This window comes from Paenibacillus sp. J22P169, from assembly GCF_059691995.1.
The window spans coordinates 952,679-970,565 of record NZ_JCAUAO010000001.1 but is presented as its reverse complement, the minus strand read 5'-3'; the positions used below and the strand labels follow the sequence as shown (position 1 = coordinate 970,565).

Below are 17,887 nucleotides of genomic sequence, written 5' to 3'. Positions count from 1 at the left end.
TCTCCTCATTAGCTGCTTATTCGTTCTATTTTTTAATCCCATCAACCAGGAAGGAATTGCCTGGTACATTCATGTTTAATTCACATAAGTCAGACCGCAAATAAAGCTTGATATGCTCGATGGGCTGCCCCTCTGCGGTGAAGCTAGTTCTCGACAACTGGAGCAATGGATCTTTGGTCGGAATTTTCATAAGATCTGCTTGTTCTTTATTGGCAGGAAGGGCTCGGATAGTCAAGCTAGCATTTTTCAAAGAGTATCCTCCATGCTTAGTGAGCAATGTATAGCCTGCATTTTGTTCAGCCAATGGCCAGGTTACGGTGGAAGCTAAACTCACTGGCAAATACATGAGACTGAAACCAAAAATTTCTTCCTCGCGGTAGTACATCCTTTTTAGGAAAAGGGATTGTGCAAACTCTTCCCCTAAAATGCTCACAATATCATCTGGTGTATCGGTAACCTTCATTTCAAGAAGCTTGGGTACTAAATCTTTTTGCAAGAAAGAATCATAGAATGCTTCCATGCCGCCTAACTCTTGTTTAAGCATCGGACCTATGACAAAAGTTCCTTTCCCTTGCTTTCTGACAACTAACCCTTTCTCATGCAAAATTTCAATGGCCTGCCGGGAAGTCATGCGGCTAACATTGTATGTTTCCATAAGCTCTGCTTCAGTAGGAATTTTCTGATCAGGCTGAAGCTCTCCCAATTGAATGGCAGACTCGAGAATGGCTGCTATTTGTGCATACATACTGATGTGGCTAGCGCGATCTATCATATAAATATTTGCCTCCTAAGTTAAAAATAAATGATTGACGAATCGTTATATAACATTATAATACAAACTATAACGATTGAATACAATGTAATACAAAAAAATTTTGAAATGGGGGAACTACATGGCAGATGTGAAAATCAAAGTGCTCCGCTATCATCCAGATGTCGATACGGAGGCTAGGTATGATTCATATACCGTGGATGCGAAAGAGAATATGACGGTATTGGATGCGCTATTTATTATACTTTCCGACCAAGATCAAACGATTTCATTTCGCTGTTCCTGCCGTCTCGGCATGTGCGGTTCCTGCGGAATGATCATGAATAATAAAGAAGGACTCGCATGCCGGACGAAAATTGCGAAGCTTGGTTCGGAGATTACCGTGCGTCCTCTACGGAATTTGCCGATCATTAAAGATCTTGCCGTGAATATGGATCCATTCTTTAAGCAGTGGCAGCGTATAAAGCCTTATTTTGTACCAACTGCCGAAGCGGAAAATGACTTTGCCGTGATTCCCCCAGATTCGGGCAGCCGTGAAATTATTGATCAAAACATAGACTGTATTACTTGTGGTGCCTGTTATTCAGCTTGTACTTTAGTATCTTTGGACGATAGCTACATCGGTCCTGCTGCATTGAATCGTGCCTACACGCTCGTAGCAGATGAACGGGATCAAGGCACTGGGCAGCGGATGGAAGTGGCTGCAAGTGAAGATGGTGTTCTCCGTTGTCATACCCTTTTCAACTGCATGGAAGTTTGTCCGAAGAAGCTAGCTCCAACTTGGTCCATCCAAAAATTGAAATCGCGCGCGGTTACAGCTGCATTAAAGGGAGGTAGCAAATAATGGAACGTGTCCAATGTGATATTCTCATTCTTGGCAGCGGAGGTGCGGGTCTATTTGCCGCCCATCACGCTTACGACCGCAATCCAAAATTGAAGATTATTGTAGCTGCCAAAGGACTGGTCGGGAAAAGCGGATGTACCCGTATGGTTCAAGGCGGTTATAATGTCGTTCTCAATCCTAACGATTCCCTCGATATGCATTTCAAAGATACACTTAAAGGCGGCGGCATGATTAACAACCAAGAATTAGCGTGGACGTTAGTCAGCGATGCACCCCAACGAATTCGTGAGTTGGAAACGAAGATGGGGTGCTTCTTTGACCGCAACCCGGATGGAACGATACATCAGAAGGCTTTTGCTGGACAATCGTTTGACCGCACAGTACATAGAAGAGATTTAACGGGAATTGAGATTATTAATCGACTCAGAGATCAACTTTATGCCAAGGAAAGTGTCATTTGCTGGGATGAAGTACGTGCTGTTGAGCTTTTATATAACGATGATCAAAGTGTTGTGGCCGGGTGTTTAATGTTAAATCTACGTACAGGAAAATTTATCGTTGTAGAGTCTTTGGCAGTCATTATCGGTACTGGCGGCGGAGCAAGCATGTATCGAATTGCTGCTCCATCCCTGGAAAAAGCCGCAGATGGCATGGCAATGGCTTATCGGGCGGGTGCTAATTTCATAGATATGGAAATGATGCAATTCCACCCAACGGGTCTGCTAGCCGAAAACTCGCGTTTAAATGGCGGCGTATTAGAGGAAGGGCTGCGAGGCGCTGGCGGCCATCTTTATAATTCACTCGGTGAACGATTTATGCAAAAGTATGATCCGGAACGGATGGAACGTTCGACGCGGGACCGTGTAGCGCGAGCAGCCTACATGGAAATTATGGCCGGACGGGGGACTCGTTTGGGCGGTGTACAAGTATCGGTTGCTCATTTGGGTCGTGAAAAAGTGTTGCAAATGTTCCCGGGTATGGTTGATCGATGCAAAGATGTTGGTCGCGATCTAAGTATGGAGCCCGTAGATGTAAGTCCTACTGGACATTTCCACATGGGTGGCGTCACCATTGATAAGGATTGCTTTAGCGGTATACCCGGGCTTTTTGTTGCCGGAGAGGATGCGGGTGGTATTCATGGTTCGAATCGTCTTGGAGGAAACGGAGTGGCAGACTCCACGGTTTTCGGAGCACGAGCAGGAGATGCTGCTGCTGAATATGTAATGGCAGTGAAACGCCATCAAGTGTCTGAAAGTCAGGTGAATCTATTTGTTGACCAAATGATGCAGCCTTTCAAACGGGAAAAAGGTGAAAACCCCTTTCAATTGCGTAAAGAAGTTGGCGATTTGATGTGGGAGAAGGTAGGGCTCGTAAGAAATGGCCCCGATCTCAAAATTGCCCTTGAGAAGTTAGCGGAATATGCGGAACGTGTGAATCGAATTAGCGTAGCTGGGGTAAGAGACTATAATCTCGCATGGCATGAAGTGTTGAATGTAAAAAATATCGTGCAAATCGGACAAATGATTGCATTAGCTTCCTATTTGCGGACAGAAAGTCGTGGTTCCCACTTCCGTACGGATTGTCCAGTAACAGATAATGAGAATTGGTACAAAAATATTTTCATGAAACAAGGTCAAGATGGGCCTGAGACTGAAATTAATCCTGTTGCATTTACGCATGTGCAACCTGAAGAAATTTTCGGTGAAGTTGCTAGAGTTAAGTTCGCAGCAAGTTAAATAAGGTTAATCTTACGATGAAGGCTTTCCTAAATATTGCCTTAGAAAGGGTGAAACCGATGGCGGAATTTAAAATAACGAAGGATCATAAATTAGTAGATGTCGATCCCCAGATTCACAAGGTTGATGTCTTACGACGCCATTCCGTAGGGATGAAAGCTTGGCTGGTTCATCGAATTTCCGGTGTAGGATTATTACTATATTTACTAGCTCATATTGGCACTATGGGCACGGCGATGTTCATGGGGGAGGATGCCTTTCAGGGAGTTTTTCAAGTTTTATTTCATAATCCTGTCTTTCTATTTTTCGATTTAATCATTCTTGCCGGTGTTATTATCCACTCATTAAATGGGATTCGATTGGTGTTATTGGATATGGGTTTTTTTGTGAAAAGACAGAAAGAGTTGTTTGCGCTCATTTGTTGTCTTGCAGTAGGTATATTTATTTGGCTGTTTATTCGAGCATTCCTTTAACTATTACTTTTCCGGGACCCCATACCTAATTAGGAAGGAGAAATATCCATGGATACGACATCTAAAATAAGAAGAAATGTTCTTACTTGGTTTTTTCAAAGAGTCACCGGTGTCGCCCTTATTTTTTTAATCGTGATTCATATGTGGAACTCGCATTATGCTCATCCCGATGTGCCCCCAAGTTATCCAAATTTAATAGAACGTTTACGTACAATCGGGTATATCGCCTTGGATTTTAGCTTGCTTGCTCTATCTTTATTTCATGGGTTAAACGGAGTCCGCAATATCGTGCTTGATTATACAAGTAACAGACGTGTAATTAAACGCTGGAGCGTTGGTTTGATGACAGTCGGAATTGTTTTTTCCCTTTGGGGTGGGGCTGCTTTAATTAAAATTATGACCATGGGTTAACAAAATTGGGGAGGGTATGGGAATGAGCAACTTGCAACCGATCTGGCAAGTCGAGGAACACGTTTATAAGGAAATTGAAAACGCATGTAAAGACATATATATTCGGTCATTAAAAGATCTTCCTCCTGATATTCGGGCAGCCGTACAACGTGCTTATGAGAAAGAAACGTATGCGACCGGGAAACAAATTTTGAGTACGATCTTAAAAAATATTGATGTGGCGGACGAAGAGAACATGCTGATTTGCCAGGATACGGGCATCCCTGTCTTTTTCATTAAAATTGGCCGAAATGTTCGTTTCGATGGGATTCGACTGGAAGAAGCCATTCGTGAAGGCACGAAAAGGGCCACATTAGAGCATCCTTTACGATCAAGTGTATGCGATACGATTACTCGTAAAAATACAGGAACCGCTATCGGTAAGAAAGTGCCAGTGCTCAATTGGGAATTTGTTGAGGGAACGGCAATCGAGTTGATGGCGCTGCCCAAAGGTTCCGGATCTGAAAATATGAGTTATCTCAAAATGTTATATCCGGCTGAAGGGCTTAACGGCGCGAAAAAGTTTATCATTGACTGCGTAATCAATTCAGGAGCGAATCCATGTCCTCCAACCTTAGTAGGGGTTGGTATGGGCGGTACGGCAGATCTCTGTACGGCATTGGCCAAGAAAGCTGCGGCAAGAGAGATTGGTAAACCTAATCCTGATCCGACCATCGCGGCACTTGAAGAAGAACTGCTAGATGCGATCAACCTGACTGGCATTGGCCCGAATGGATTGGGAGGAGCTGTGACAGCGCTAGCCGTTCATATCGAAACGGCTGATACGCATATAACGATGAATCCGGTTGCAGTCAATATGATGTGTTGGCCAGCACGCCGAATAAGAGCTACCTTTGCAGATAGTCAACCGGTTGTAATTAGTTATTAATGAAGGGAGATTCCCATGGCACATCATCTACTTCAAACGCCAATGACAGACGAATTCGTCAAACAGCTTCGTGTAGGAGACACCGTTACCGTCAACGGACATATCTTCGGTATTCGTGATGCGAACCTGATCCGGATGTTTGATCATAAGATTGATCCACCTGAAGATTTAATCCCGCAACTTAGAGGCGCTGTAACCATTCATACAGCTCCAGGTGTCAAGAAACTGGAAAATGGTAAGTACGAAAAGGTATGTATTGGAACAACAACAAGTACACGAATGGATCGTTTTGTGGAAGGATTATTCGAGAAATTCGGCGTTAAGGCTATTACCGGAAAAGGCGGTATGCTTGAGCCGGGTGCACAAGCTTGTGTCCAAGTAGGTGGCGTTTATTTCTCTATCGTAGGGGGAGCAGCAGCGCTTGAGACCACACAGATTGAAGAAATTGAAGATGTGTGGTGGGAAGATTTAATGCCGGAAGCGATTTGGAAGCTGCGAGTTAAAGACTTCGGTCCACTGCTCGTTTCCGTGGACAGCTATGGTGGGAATTTGTATAAAGATGTGAAAACCCAGGCAGTAAATAATCTCGATAAGATTTATGAGCGGTTAGGTATAAAATAGCAGCCACAACGGAGCCCAGTGAGATTACAGGCTCCTTTTTAACTTATTCAACCGTATCCAGATTTGACCTATCGGGAATGGGGGGCTCTGTTTGCGAATTGTAGTAGTGGAAGATCAACAGGAATTGTGCAACGTATTGGCCAAACGAATTTCCAGGCTTCATGAAGACTATCAGATTGTTGGCAAGGCGTACAACGGTTTGGACGGTTTGAAGATGATTCAAGTAACCCGACCGGATGCAGCCTTTATTGATATCCGCATGCCTTTTATGGATGGCTTGGAGCTATTGGAGCGGTTAAGCAAGGAAGAGAAGCAGCAAACGAAATGCATTATTTTATCGGCCTATTCCGATTTTCCGTACACGCAACGATCTATTCGCAGCGATGCGTTCGATTACTTACTGAAGCCCATTTCCAATTCTATTCTTGAAGAGGTGCTGGTACGGCTGGCGGACGACATGGATGGGCGAGTTGGAATGCATACAGCCAGCCCGTCGACTCTGTTCGGTACGCCGCAATATCCGCTGGGAGCTTTTGCAGAGAAGCAGTTAAACTTATTGATTCATGAAAAGAAAATTACCGATGAGGTCGTCCTACAAGTACTAAGAATTATCAGTACAGAGTACATGCATGCGATAACACTGAACAGTTTGGCTGAGAGATTACATGTCAGTGAGAGTCACTTGTGCCGCATATTCTCTAGAAAGGTAGGGATGAACTTAATTCAATTTCTAAACAGTTTTCGCATCAATCTTGCTAAAACTCTAATGGACGATACGGAAATGAAAATCGGCGACATCGCCAAAATGATAGGTTTTGGCAATATTACCTACTTTGGCCGGTTATTTCGCAAACAAACGAGTTTATCCGCTTCGGAATACAAACAAAAGTCTAGTACACCCAATGAGTTTTCGATATGAGGGAATCCTTATATCCGTCCCATATGAAGTCGTCCCTCCGCAAAAAAATTGTGATTGGTTTTATTGTTTTTATTACGATTCCTCTCTTATTCTTTGAAATCGTCCTGTTTCGCTCTTGGCTAAGCATCACTCGGGGGATTGTTGTCCATCAGTATGAAACGATTCTAGGGGATTCCATACAATCTCTTCGTCAAAACCTCGTATCCATTGAGAAAATGAACGATACCATTTACAGGGATTATCAAGGCGATAACTTGCTGTTCGACAAGTTGAAATTGTTAGCGGACAACCCTTCTCCAACAAATGACTCCTATGTGAACGCGGTATTTACTCAACTAAGCAATCAGTTCTTCAGTCAAATGAATGCTCAAATCATGTTTACCTACCTCTCCATGCAAGGCAATATTATTTATCAACGCTCCAATCAATCCGCGCAAGTGCATGTTTCAAACTTCTTATCATCCTATAAGGAAGTACCGTGGTTTCAACAAATTAAAGCCAACGGTCCAGTCAATTCAGTGTTTACGGCACATAGATCCTATTTTCAAGAGGATGATCCATTCACTTACATCTCATTTGGTCAAGTGATTCGCAGCCCGATTGATCTGCGGCCCTTGGGTGTTAGTTTGATAACCGTAAATACCGCCATGTTCGAGCAATTACTAAAGTCGCCTTCAGATAACAAATTGATCAAAACGGTTGTAACCGACGCGCAAGAGACGCTCATTTATACGAATGACCATACCGAGCGTATTCCGGTGGATGCTTCCCATATATTTAAGCAAACGATCCAACCTTACAACTGGGAAGTCAAGGCCTATCTCTCTAGTGAGCGGCTTTCACGGAGTTACATCGTGCCATTGATTCAGAACAACGGGCTATTTGTCATTGCTAACATCCTCATGCTGGCTGCGATTATCGGGTTTGTAACTCGTCAGCTAAAGCCTCTGTACATATTGGCGGACAAGATGGAGAAAGCCAAGGAAGGTCATTTTCATGTGAAAATCGGAAAATATTCAACGGACGAACTCGGGATGCTATGTGATATTTTCAATGATATGACTACGGAGATTCAGCGTCTATTCGAGAATCAGAAGAAGGAGTATCAGGAAAAGCTTTACTTTCAGATGAAGTCACTGGAGTCGCAAATCAACCCTCACTTTATCTATAATATGCTCGACTTGATCCAATGCCGTGTATACGAGGGAGATCCGGATAAATCATCGGATTTGATCGTAGCGCTGTCCGTGATTTTACGGTATACAACGACCCATCCCGGGGAGAAGGTGACATGCGCAGAAGAACTCAAATGGTTGAGAGATTATATTTTTTTACAGCAGCAGTTGATTGGTATGCGAGTGGCCGTTCAGATTGAATTCGAGGATCGGATCATGTCCTTCAAGGTGAGTAAGCTCATACTACAACCCATTATCGAGAATGCATTCATTCACGGGTTCGAACAAATTAACCCAAATGCCAAACTGTTGATTAAAGTCTATGCGGATGCCGGCAGGCTTTGCTTTGAGGTTAGGGATAATGGCCAAGGTTTTCCGGGGCCGATCGATATACACTTGACCCGGGATAACGTAGACGAGTTGAAAGATTGGGGAACAGGGCTATACGTGACAGCACAACGTTTTTTACTTCAATCTGACAATGGAACTATCCAAATATATAGTGTCCCTAATGAGGGGACGTACGTCGTAATGAAGCAAGATTATGTTAATTAGCAAATCTGTACGAATGATATGCTAATTCCGTAGGATAGAACGAAAAATGAAAGCCTCTTATAATAATGATATATATAAAAGGAGGTTGTGCCTATGTTCCGTAAAACTATTTCATGGGGTGTCATCAGTGCGCTGCTGCTAGTGTTGTCGGTAGGGTGCTCAAGCAACGAATCGTCCAATGTCAGCACAGACAAGCCGCTTCCGCAAAGCAGCATTAAGCCCGAGGTGAAGAAGGATCCGGTTACTCTCACGATGCAGATCGCTGAAGGGTTGATCGTCAACAAGGATACGGTATTAGGCATGATTAACGAATTCAAGAAAGTGCATCCAGAAATCAATGTGGAACTAGAGACACTTCCCGCCGATCAAAGAAATGCCAAGCTGCAAACGATGATCACGACGGCTGAAATGCCGGATATTTACCAGCTCAATGCGCTACAAGAGTTGACCGCACTGTCTAACAAGGCGGGTTATCTTTACGATATGAGTCAATTGGAAGCAGCCAAAAATTTCTCTGAGGATGTTCGTAGTGGTGTTACCGTGGACGGGAAAATGGCGGAATTTCCAACAGGCCTTGGCTTCGTGGGATTTGCGTACAACATCCCCCTCTTTGAATCCATCGGCTATTCGAAGCCGCCGCAAACCTGGGAGGAATTGATGGATGCGGGAGAAAAACTGAAAGCTAAGAACGTACCGCTTCTTGTGTACTCCGGTAAATGGGCAACGGCCATCGGCAACGTGTTCCACTGGACGTTCGGAAATAAAGGGCTAACGGATAAGGATTTCCAGACCGCCTATTTAAACAATAAAGTGGATTGGACAAAATACAGGGATGTCTTGTTGGAAGGCTATGACCGATTCAATAAGTTGAATAAATACGTGCTGACCGGAAGCTACACATATGCCATCGAACAAGGTTTTCAGGCATTTGCAAAAGGCCAGGCGGCTATGGTACTTGGCGGTACGTGGTCTACGCCAAATATCGAACAGAATAACCCGAACTTCAAATGGGGATTCATGAACTTACCTTATTCGTCAGATATGAATAACAGTTATATTTATACGATTGAGGATGGTTTGACGATTAATGCGAAGTCCAAGCATTTGGATGAAGCCAAAACGTTCATGAACTGGTTCTTCAGCAAAGAAAATTTTGCCAAGATTATTAAGGCCAAACAAAACATGTCGGCGATGCCAGGCATTGGCGAAGTATCCCCGGTATTTGCCGATACACAAAACTGGCTGAAATCCGGAAAAGTCACGACATTCGCCAACCTGAAACCGATGACGAACCCCGTTTTCATCAAGTTGGCTGAGACGGCGCAAGGCGTTACATTCGGCAGTGATGTGAACAAGGCCGCAGACGAGTGGATCAAGGAATACAACGATAAAATTAAAAAATAAACCGATGTTTCGGTAGGAGGGAAGACTTCATGCTTCTCTCCTTTTTTGCTAAAAGTTTGGAGGAATGCGCACATGAGAAGGAAAGGTTCTTTAAACCTCAAAACGTTTTGGATCGGCATTCTGTTTTTGCTTCCTATATCTGTCATGATAGTCACGTTTATGCTCATCCCAGTATTTCAAACCATGTACTACAGCTTTACGAATTGGGACGGACTGGGTGAGTACCGTTTTATCGGCTTCCGAAATTATCAGCGAATATTTTCGGACGCGTCTTTCGTCAAGACGATGTATCGAACACTATGGATGGGAGTCGCAATCGCTTTACTGACGAATGTTATCGGCATGCTGCTCGCCCTCGCGGTCAACCAGGCATTCAAAACGAAAAATTTGATGCGGACGCTGTTTTATTTCCCTAAACTACTTCCAATCGTTTTAGGGGCGTACGTCTGGGGCTACATATTGGACACGAACAACGGGTTGATGAACAAAATCATCAGCAGTCTAATGGGGAGACCAGTAAAAGTTTTATGGGTCGATTCACCCGACTTTGTGGCCTACACCATCATCCTGGTAGCGGTTTGGCAGCTGACCGGGCCCATAATGATCGTCTACTTGGCTGCCCTGCAGTTCGTTCCCAACGAGATAAAGGAAGCGGCCATCATGGATGGGGCTTCGCCAAGTCGAAAGTTTTTCAGCATCATTCTGCCGATGATTGCACCTGGTATTACGGTAAACACGCTGATCGGGTTGGCGTCCGGGCTCAAGCTGTTCGACCTGCCGTTTGCCTTGACGGGTGGAGGCCCTGCACGTGCTAGCGAGACGCTCGCGATCCGAATTTATAGAAACGCATTTCAATCGCTTGATTTGGCCTACGGAATGGCGGCAGCCTGCGTACTGGTCATATTCGTACTAGCAATTACGTTACTGTTCGTCGTAGTGACTAAGAAATATGAGGGGAGGGCATACGAATGAATCCGCGAATGAAAAAAAGAATATTCGAAGGTTCCGTCCTACTGTTAGCTCTTTTATATAGCATCCCATTGTATTTAATAGCGGTTAATTCGCTGAAATCCAATAAGCAAATTCAACAGCACCCATTGGCTTTCCCAGATTTCAGTATCGGGCTGGATAACTTTTTTAGAGCGTTTAAAGCAATGGAAATACTTAAAGCGTATGCTGTCACTTTTTCTATTGCCATTATGAGTTTGACGTATATCATTTTCTTCTCGGCCATGGCAGCGTACGCGATCGCTAGGATCAATCACTGGTTTTTTCAGTCCGTTTACTGGTTCTATGTATCGCTCATTTTGATGCCGATTCAGGCGGCTTTCATTCCACTTATCTTCGTCTTGAAAAAATTTCATCTATATAACAGCTTGTTCGGCATCTCCGCTGTTTATATCGGGGTGCTTTCCTCGTTCAGCATTTTTATGTTTGTCGGATTTATCAGGGGAATCTCCATCGAGCTGGAGGAAGCTGCCAAGATAGAAGGCTGTTCAATGATCCGTCTATTTGTTCAAATTGTCTTTCCGCTAATGAAGCCGATCAGCGCCACACTATTTATTTTTCAATTCGTACACATATGGGATGACTTGTTGCTGCCCCTAGTCCTACTGACCTCGAATAAATATCCCACAGTTACATTAAGTCTATACAAATTTTTCTCAGACCTCGGTCAGACCGATTTAAGCTTACTGTTTGGCGGTTTTATACTCGTATTGGCTCCGGTTATTATCATGTTCTTATTTTTGCAAAAATACTTTGTGAGCGGGCTGCAGGCAGGAGCTTTAAAAGGTTAAAGCTAACGGGAGAGGAGTTAGGAATCGATGCGTATATACAAAGAAGCCCGCCCCCTAGTATTGGGAGCGGGCTTCTTTCACATATATGACAGTTACTGGAATTAACGTCCCAGTTCGTATTGATCCGAGATTTCGGTACCACTTAGCGCACGATTGAATACTTGCGTGTCATCGATCCAACCCTTCCAAAGGTTCCCGAAAGTTTTGCTTGCGCCAATGATCATACCACTAGGTTCGGAGGCGACGGTTCTAGCAGCAGAATTCTCAAGCACACCGTTCATATAGACTTTCGCCGTCGTTCCATCGTACGTTACTGCAAGGTGGACCCATTGATTTACTGGAATGTTTGTAGTTCCGAGTAGCGGTAACCCTCCGAGGTATGTTCCGACAACGCCTGTGCTATCGCGATACAACCAAATCTTGCCATTTGTTCCGTCTTGTTGTAATACATATTTTGCCGTACTAGCAGCACCATCATGTTTCACCCAAGCAGTTGCAGTGAAGCTGCTAGTGCCTGGATTTGCAACATTTGGCGTAGTAGCATAGTCATTTACGCCATCCAAGTCAAGGGCATTACCAACTCGACCTGAAGCGAAGCTAGCGCCGTTAATCAATGTGGCTGCTTGGCTATAGCTTGCGGAGTCGCTGCCTACAGTACCTGAAGTCTCATTGAACTTCCACCAAGCGCTATTGTATTGGTCCTTGATCTCGTTCGCGGTCAACTGACGGTTGTAAATGGAAATTTCGTCAATACCACCGTTGAAGAGGTTGCCGAGAGTCTTACTTGCACCAATAATCATTCCACCGACAGGCTCAGAATTCATAGCGATCGTACGAGAACCATCCTGTACACCATTCAAGAACAGGCGGACTGTCGTGCCATCATAAGTCACGGCAACGTGTGTCCACGCATTGAGCGGAATTGTGCCAGTCGAGAACGTTCCTATACCACCGAGGAAAGTTTCAAGGCGACCGTCTAGGTAACGCAACAACCAGACCTTACCATTGGTTCCGTCTTGCTGGAGGATGTATTGTGAAAGGCCCGTGTCTGTGTCCGGTCTCACCCAACCCGAAGCGCTAAATGCGCCATAGTTGGATGGGGAGGCTGGGTTCAAGATGTGCGGAGTAGTAACATAAGTGGAAGAACCATTGAAATCCAAGGCATTGCTAATCTTGCCACCAATCCAACCGCCACCGCTTACCACAGTTCCATTACGAGCGTATTCCGTACCGTCAGCCGCTACTACACCACTGGTTTCGTCGAACTTCCAATAAGCTTGACGTTCCAAGTCGGTAACATTCAGCGTCGTAAATGCTGCAAAACTTTGCGAATTTAGGCGCACTTGGATATGTCCAATGAAGTCAGCCGAAACGATACCTTTATCTGTTATACCACCATCACCATTCTCATTCCAAACGAACAATCGGAACGCTGTATTTGCGCCAACTCCGTTAAAAGAAATGGTTGTCGCAGCACCTGTGTCGTTCAGTGCGTAGACTGCCAAATTGCTAGAGCTTGGATCTTTGAGGGCATTCACGATCTTGCCACTAACCGATCCCGATACACTTACGAGGTTCCAGTGACTGTTAGCCGTGTGTGTGAACAACCGCGTTACGTTATACACGGGCTTCAATGGGTAGCCATCTGTTCCACTACCGATTTCACTGTGGTACTGCGTACCATTATCATACTTTGCTTTGTAAGCATCCCATTTCGTCAGGGCAACGAACTTCCTCTTCATCGCATTCATCGTAAATTCGGCATGTTCATAAGCGCTGATTACAGTATCCCCGATAGGGGTAGATGTGCCGTTTAAGCAACCTGGGTCGTACGTGCAAGTGGTCTTCTCACCACGTACCCCGTACTCCATGATGTATACCGGCTTCTGCCCAGCCGCCGATAAACCATTAATAATCGTGCGTACGCCATCTAATCGATCAATCCCATACTGCACATCATCATAATCCCAGTAAATGTGAATGGAGTAACCATCAAGGATATCGGTCATGTGGGCATCCATGTAATCGAACCAGGACTGTTGATTAGTAAGCAACAGATCGCCACCGATAAACTTGATACCGCTCTTAATTCCAAGTGTTGTAAGTTGTGTGTTCAGCGTTCGGTAGAATGTTTCATAATCGCTTTGTGTAATCGCGGTCGAGTTGACTTCGTTCTGAATTGTAACGTACTTGACTTTGGAATAACCCAGTGTAACCTTCAAACGGTACAACTCGTTCGCAAAAGCCTGCATCTGCGTCGTGATATTGGTGTAAGGACCATGCCAATAGGTGATGTTAACTTCAGCGCCAGAGCTTTGCGCCAATGCTACAGTTTGCTCGAAGGAGGTCATATAATCCGGGTAAGTGATGGTATCTTCGCCTCTGGAATCGTAGAAGATTCGAACGATTTGCGAATCAAGCGCTTTTACTTTAGTTTCCAATAGACCAACGTTACCTGCAGTAATTCCGTCTACTGCGCTGATCGTTGAGTAAAGGTTCTGATTGTACTCCGTACCACTGCCGACGAAATCGGATTGCAACACGGTACCTGTATTTATTGTGAATTCGGATGCAGCAAGTGCATGCTGAGGAGGGAGAGTTAAGACAGCGGAAGCAACAGTTAGAAGAGTAACAGCAGCGGATAATACAGACTTCTTAAACAATTTGAAAGACTTCAATCTCATCACCGTTTCACACTCCATTTCCGGATTTGTGATCGGGACATCCAGATGCAATCATCTCTAGATGGCAGTCAGTATTAAAAATATACGATGACTACAAACTCGATGTGCATCCGACCAATGTGTAATTGGCACAAAAGAAACCTTGACCTTCGAAACGAGTTGAATTAGTTGGAACTCAGCTTCCTTACGTAAGGCCTCCTTTCCATGAAATAGGTTCCCTGCATCTTAAGATATAGCGGAAATGGATTGCCATGTATATGTGTTTTTTTATTAATTCATGGCGAAATCGATTGGGGAAGCATTTTTATTGATGTAGTCATAAAAACACATGATTTTTGGCGTCTGAACATATTTCTTTTTCATCGCTCCAAGTACTATTAAGAGAAGTGATTGAGTTGGCGCAACTCATACAAGTAGGAGCTGATTTATTTGAAATTCGCAGTCGCAAAACAATGCATTACGCCAGATAATCCTGTTTTTTTAGCCGGTTTCGGAACGAGGGATCGAAAGAGCGAAGGGGTGCTGGATGACATCTTCGTTAAAGTTGCCTGGCTTGAAAGCACGGATCAGCTTGTTGTCATTACTTTGGATGCACTTGGCGGGGATCGCAGTTTTGTAACAGATATAAAGAAAGCTTTACGAGAAGTATTCGGGTTAAAACCCGAGCAGGTGTTGATTAATTTTTCCCACACACATTGCTCCGTATTTTTGACAGGAGAGGCACAGGAAGGACGCAGAGGCGGGTACAGCCTTGGACAAGAGCAATGGCCGGAGAATGACGCGGACATCGATTACACGGAAGACATCCGCTATTATCGTTTTATTCGCGATACGTTAATCGGCCTGGTGCAGCAATGTTCGGAAAACCTAGCAGAAGGCACGCTTCACCTGTTGAAAGGGATTTCTAAAGCAGGGGTATGTAGACGGCTCATGACAGAAGAAGGCTTGATGTTTAAGCCCAATTTCCAAGCAGAAACAGACCAAGACCTTTTCGTGCTCCAATTGCATGATTCACAGGGTGAGCTTAAGGGACTGTTGTTCAGTTACGGATGTCATCCGACCTGTATTGGGCCGAATAAGATTTCGGCGGAGTTTGTAGGTCAAGCTTGCACGGAATTGGAAGCATCGTTTCCTGGCAGCATTGCGATTTTTTTACAAGGCTGCGCTGCGGACATTAAACCGCTGAAAACAGTAATCGGAGACCGCTTTAAATCGTGCTCGGTGGAAGAAATGCGAGAAGCTGGGGTGGAATTGGCGGAAGATGTTAAGCGGATCATGTCTGAGTGTGAAGCTGTGCAGCTTACAGGAGCCATGCAGACTGCGGAGTTGGAAGTAAGACTTTTCACAGAGCCTTGGGGACTTACTGAAATGCTTGCCATCGTAGAAGACGAAACGAAAACCGATTACAGAAGACGCGCAGCAAGACGAACGATTGAAGCCATTTACGAGGGCAGAGTGCGCAAAATTCTTCCTTTTACAATCACAGTGTGGGGGCTGAGTGATGGGTTCCGAATAATCGCATTGGAAGGAGAAGTACCCACTGAATATGCCTTACAGATTAAAAGGTTATTCACCACAATGAACGTAATGGTACTAGGCTACAGCAACGGAGTTCCTACCTATATTCCTACACGTCAAATTTTAATAGAAGGCGGTTATGAAGCGGAGGCATTCGTCCTTCACGGGTATCGCGGGCCTTTCGTACCAGAGAATGAATGGATTATCCTAGGTGCCGTCAAAGAGGCAGAGAAAAGGCTTCAAACTCCAAAAGGGGAGTTAAACATAGTAAATAAGTCATAAAAGCACATAACATGAACTATTTCTTCCATATTCGAATGTCTCTATTTCTTTTAAGCTAGAAGAAACGTAAAACGTTTAAGTATAGCCAATATGAAGCAAGGTAAAGGGGGAAAACGCATGAAAAAGTGGTTACCCGCAGCACTCTCAGTCACGGTGAGTATTTCCGTATTGCTTACAGCATGTAGCTCTAATGATGCGCCTTCAGCTACAGATACTAAAGCAACAGCAACAACAACAGAAACATCCAAGGCAACAGAGGCACCTAAGGTTCAGGCAACGTTTAACGTTATATCCAACGATGGTGGTTACGCATACTCCAAGACGGCGACAAAAGAGGATCCGTATCACACGGAAATGGCAAGATTATTTTCCGAATTTTCAGGTCAACCGACTACGATTAAGTATGAATTCATCCCATCGGCCGACTATACACAGCAAGTGACTGTTCGTTTCGCGTCTGGTGACATTCCAGAAGTTGTAACATCGGACTCCATTCTTAACTCTGCACATGCTACTGCGGTGGAGAATGGCATATTTCTTCCATTGAACGATTTGATTGACAAGTACGGTAAAAATATTAAGGCAAAAGTGCCAGAAGCGACTTGGTCCCTTCCCGCTTTGAGCAAAGATGGAAAAATTTACGGGATTCCGAAACTGTTAACTCCAATCAACCCTCAAGCACTTCTGATCCGAAAGGATTGGCTCGATAAATTAGGCATGAAACAACCTGAGACGATGGAAGAGTATCTTGCTTTCTTCGAAAAGGTAAAAACAACTGATCTAAATGGCAATGGAAAAAATGACGAAGTCGGATATGAAATTCGTGGTATGTTTGGATTCAGTAACTTCTTCTTCTATGCGCAAGGTATTTCACCGGGTGAAAATGGAGCGCTTGTTTGGCATGATGTAAACGGCCAGTTCATCCCGGATATCATTAATCCGAAAATGAAAGAAGCTATGTTGTTTTACAAAATGCTATACGATAAAGGCTATATTAACAAAGACTTTATTAACGTGAAAGACGCGGACTGGGTTAAGGCGATTCAAGACGATAAAGTTGCGACTTGGAGTCACGATTTGCGGAATTTGAATAGTTGGACGCCAGATAAATTTGCTGGAAAAAGCGCGAAAATCGACTTGCTGCCAGGTATGAAGCAAGCCGATGGCAAATATATACTCGGTCCAAAAGGAACTGGTATCGCCAAAGTGTATATTCTGACCAAAAACGCGAAAAATCCAGAGCGCTTTATCCAATTTCTTGACTGGACCTACTCGGATAACGCGAAAAAGGACACATTCTTCCGTTACGGAATCAAAGACCGTAACTACACAGAAGCCAACGGTCAAATTACTTGGGATCCTAAGCTACCTGCTAACGCGAATGAAAAGCTGCAATACCAAACAATGGTGAATCCGTCAGGCGACACACGGATGGATCCTGAAGTGATTAAAAGAGAAGGCGTAATTGATCCTGAGTTAGTTAAAAAAGGCGTGGGATACGAAGAGAAGAACTTGTTCGAGATCCCAAGTATGAGCATGCCAACGCCAGATTCGATCAAAACAAAACCAGAACTTGGGTTCGCTGCTGGTTCATTGTTCCTGGATACTCTTACTCAAATTATGATTGGCAAGATTGATCCTGACAAAGGCTTTGACAATTTTGTAGCTGATTGGAAAAAACGCGGTGGAGAACAGGCGATCAAGGAAGCAAATGACTGGTATGCTAAAAACAAAAAGAAATAATGATGATCAACTTGAGGGGGGAA

The 17,887-nt window shown here is 44.3% G+C and carries 15 protein-coding genes; 13 read left to right on the top strand and 2 right to left on the bottom strand.

From position 1 onward, the window contains the following. Positions 1-25 precede the first annotated feature (25 nt). A complete protein-coding gene (locus AC58QG_RS04635; protein ID WP_497360926.1) occupies positions 26-772 on the bottom strand; it encodes a GntR family transcriptional regulator in 747 nt (248 codons plus the stop codon). Between the two features lie 121 nt (positions 773-893). On the opposite strand from AC58QG_RS04635, the gene AC58QG_RS04630 reads away from it, so the two are divergent. The 11 genes from AC58QG_RS04630 (at position 894) to AC58QG_RS04580 (ending at position 11,637) form a co-directional block, all read left to right on the top strand. Continuing rightward, a complete protein-coding gene (locus AC58QG_RS04630; protein WP_497360925.1) occupies positions 894-1,616 on the top strand; it encodes a succinate dehydrogenase/fumarate reductase iron-sulfur subunit in 723 nt (240 codons plus the stop codon). Beyond that, on the top strand, positions 1,616-3,352 hold the full coding sequence (locus tag AC58QG_RS04625) for an FAD-binding protein (protein ID WP_497360924.1): 1,737 nt from the start codon (positions 1,616-1,618) through the stop codon (positions 3,350-3,352). Before AC58QG_RS04630 ends, AC58QG_RS04625 begins: the two co-directional genes overlap by 1 nt. Before the next feature lie 17 nt (positions 3,353-3,369). Next, positions 3,370-3,825 (top strand): succinate dehydrogenase, cytochrome b556 subunit, encoded by a 456-nt coding sequence (gene sdhC, locus AC58QG_RS04620; RefSeq protein WP_497360923.1) that lies wholly within the window; start codon positions 3,370-3,372, stop codon positions 3,823-3,825. Between the two features lie 48 nt (positions 3,826-3,873). After that, positions 3,874-4,236, top strand: a complete 363-nt coding sequence (locus tag AC58QG_RS04615) for a succinate dehydrogenase/fumarate reductase transmembrane subunit (protein WP_497360922.1) — start codon at positions 3,874-3,876, stop codon at positions 4,234-4,236. A 22-nt stretch (positions 4,237-4,258) separates the two neighbouring features. After that, positions 4,259-5,164, top strand: coding sequence for a fumarate hydratase (locus AC58QG_RS04610; protein WP_497360921.1), 906 nt, complete (start codon positions 4,259-4,261; stop codon positions 5,162-5,164). Positions 5,165-5,179: 15 nt separating this feature from the next. Next, positions 5,180-5,785, top strand: a complete 606-nt coding sequence (locus AC58QG_RS04605) for a FumA C-terminus/TtdB family hydratase beta subunit (protein ID WP_497360920.1) — start codon at positions 5,180-5,182, stop codon at positions 5,783-5,785. A gap of 91 nt (positions 5,786-5,876) precedes the next feature. Further along, the gene (locus AC58QG_RS04600) at positions 5,877-6,704 is read left to right on the top strand and encodes a response regulator transcription factor (RefSeq protein WP_497360919.1); all 828 of its coding nucleotides are present in this window, start codon (positions 5,877-5,879) and stop codon (positions 6,702-6,704) included. Then, entirely contained in the window at positions 6,701-8,434 is a 1,734-nt protein-coding gene (locus AC58QG_RS04595) for a histidine kinase (RefSeq protein ID WP_497360918.1), read from the top strand. The genes AC58QG_RS04600 and AC58QG_RS04595 overlap by 4 nt, the downstream gene beginning before the upstream one ends. A 93-nt stretch (positions 8,435-8,527) precedes the next feature. After that, positions 8,528-9,838 (top strand): ABC transporter substrate-binding protein, encoded by a 1,311-nt coding sequence (locus AC58QG_RS04590; RefSeq protein WP_497360917.1) that lies wholly within the window; start codon positions 8,528-8,530, stop codon positions 9,836-9,838. 72 nt (positions 9,839-9,910) lie between these two features. Further along, positions 9,911-10,810, top strand: coding sequence for a carbohydrate ABC transporter permease (locus AC58QG_RS04585; RefSeq protein ID WP_497360916.1), 900 nt, complete (start codon positions 9,911-9,913; stop codon positions 10,808-10,810). Beyond that, positions 10,807-11,637: a carbohydrate ABC transporter permease gene (locus tag AC58QG_RS04580; RefSeq protein ID WP_497360915.1), complete on the top strand. Its 831-nt coding sequence runs from the start codon at positions 10,807-10,809 to the stop codon at positions 11,635-11,637. Before AC58QG_RS04585 ends, AC58QG_RS04580 begins: the two co-directional genes overlap by 4 nt. 101 nt (positions 11,638-11,738) lie before the next feature. Here AC58QG_RS04580 and AC58QG_RS04575 read toward each other — a convergent pair whose 3' ends face one another. Next, a complete protein-coding gene (locus tag AC58QG_RS04575; protein WP_497362779.1) occupies positions 11,739-14,321 on the bottom strand; it encodes a LamG domain-containing protein in 2,583 nt (860 codons plus the stop codon). A gap of 429 nt (positions 14,322-14,750) precedes the next feature. Between AC58QG_RS04575 and AC58QG_RS04570 the strand changes: the two genes are divergently transcribed. Beyond that, the gene (locus tag AC58QG_RS04570) at positions 14,751-16,121 is read left to right on the top strand and encodes a hypothetical protein (RefSeq protein ID WP_497360914.1); all 1,371 of its coding nucleotides are present in this window, start codon (positions 14,751-14,753) and stop codon (positions 16,119-16,121) included. 117 nt (positions 16,122-16,238) lie between these two features. Continuing rightward, on the top strand, positions 16,239-17,864 hold the full coding sequence (locus AC58QG_RS04565) for an extracellular solute-binding protein (protein WP_497360913.1): 1,626 nt from the start codon (positions 16,239-16,241) through the stop codon (positions 17,862-17,864). The last annotated feature ends 23 nt before the right edge of the window (positions 17,865-17,887 follow it).

Bases quoted from the DNA above. Each gene is read 5' to 3' on its own strand.
- AC58QG_RS04635 (WP_497360926.1), bottom strand. From the start codon at position 772: ATGATAGATCGCGCTAGCCACATCAGTATGTATGCACAAATAGCAGCC.
- AC58QG_RS04630 (WP_497360925.1), top strand. From the start codon at position 894: ATGGCAGATGTGAAAATCAAAGTGCTCCGCTATCATCCAGATGTCGAT.
- AC58QG_RS04625 (WP_497360924.1), top strand. From the start codon at position 1,616: ATGGAACGTGTCCAATGTGATATTCTCATTCTTGGCAGCGGAGGTGCG.
- sdhC (WP_497360923.1), top strand. From the start codon at position 3,370: ATGAAGGCTTTCCTAAATATTGCCTTAGAAAGGGTGAAACCGATGGCG.
- AC58QG_RS04615 (WP_497360922.1), top strand. From the start codon at position 3,874: ATGGATACGACATCTAAAATAAGAAGAAATGTTCTTACTTGGTTTTTT.
- AC58QG_RS04610 (WP_497360921.1), top strand. From the start codon at position 4,259: ATGAGCAACTTGCAACCGATCTGGCAAGTCGAGGAACACGTTTATAAG.
- AC58QG_RS04605 (WP_497360920.1), top strand. From the start codon at position 5,180: ATGGCACATCATCTACTTCAAACGCCAATGACAGACGAATTCGTCAAA.
- AC58QG_RS04595 (WP_497360918.1), top strand. From the start codon at position 6,701: ATGAGGGAATCCTTATATCCGTCCCATATGAAGTCGTCCCTCCGCAAA.
- AC58QG_RS04590 (WP_497360917.1), top strand. From the start codon at position 8,528: ATGTTCCGTAAAACTATTTCATGGGGTGTCATCAGTGCGCTGCTGCTA.
- AC58QG_RS04585 (WP_497360916.1), top strand. From the start codon at position 9,911: ATGAGAAGGAAAGGTTCTTTAAACCTCAAAACGTTTTGGATCGGCATT.
- AC58QG_RS04580 (WP_497360915.1), top strand. From the start codon at position 10,807: ATGAATCCGCGAATGAAAAAAAGAATATTCGAAGGTTCCGTCCTACTG.
- AC58QG_RS04575 (WP_497362779.1), bottom strand. From the start codon at position 14,321: ATGAGATTGAAGTCTTTCAAATTGTTTAAGAAGTCTGTATTATCCGCT.
- AC58QG_RS04565 (WP_497360913.1), top strand. From the start codon at position 16,239: ATGAAAAAGTGGTTACCCGCAGCACTCTCAGTCACGGTGAGTATTTCC.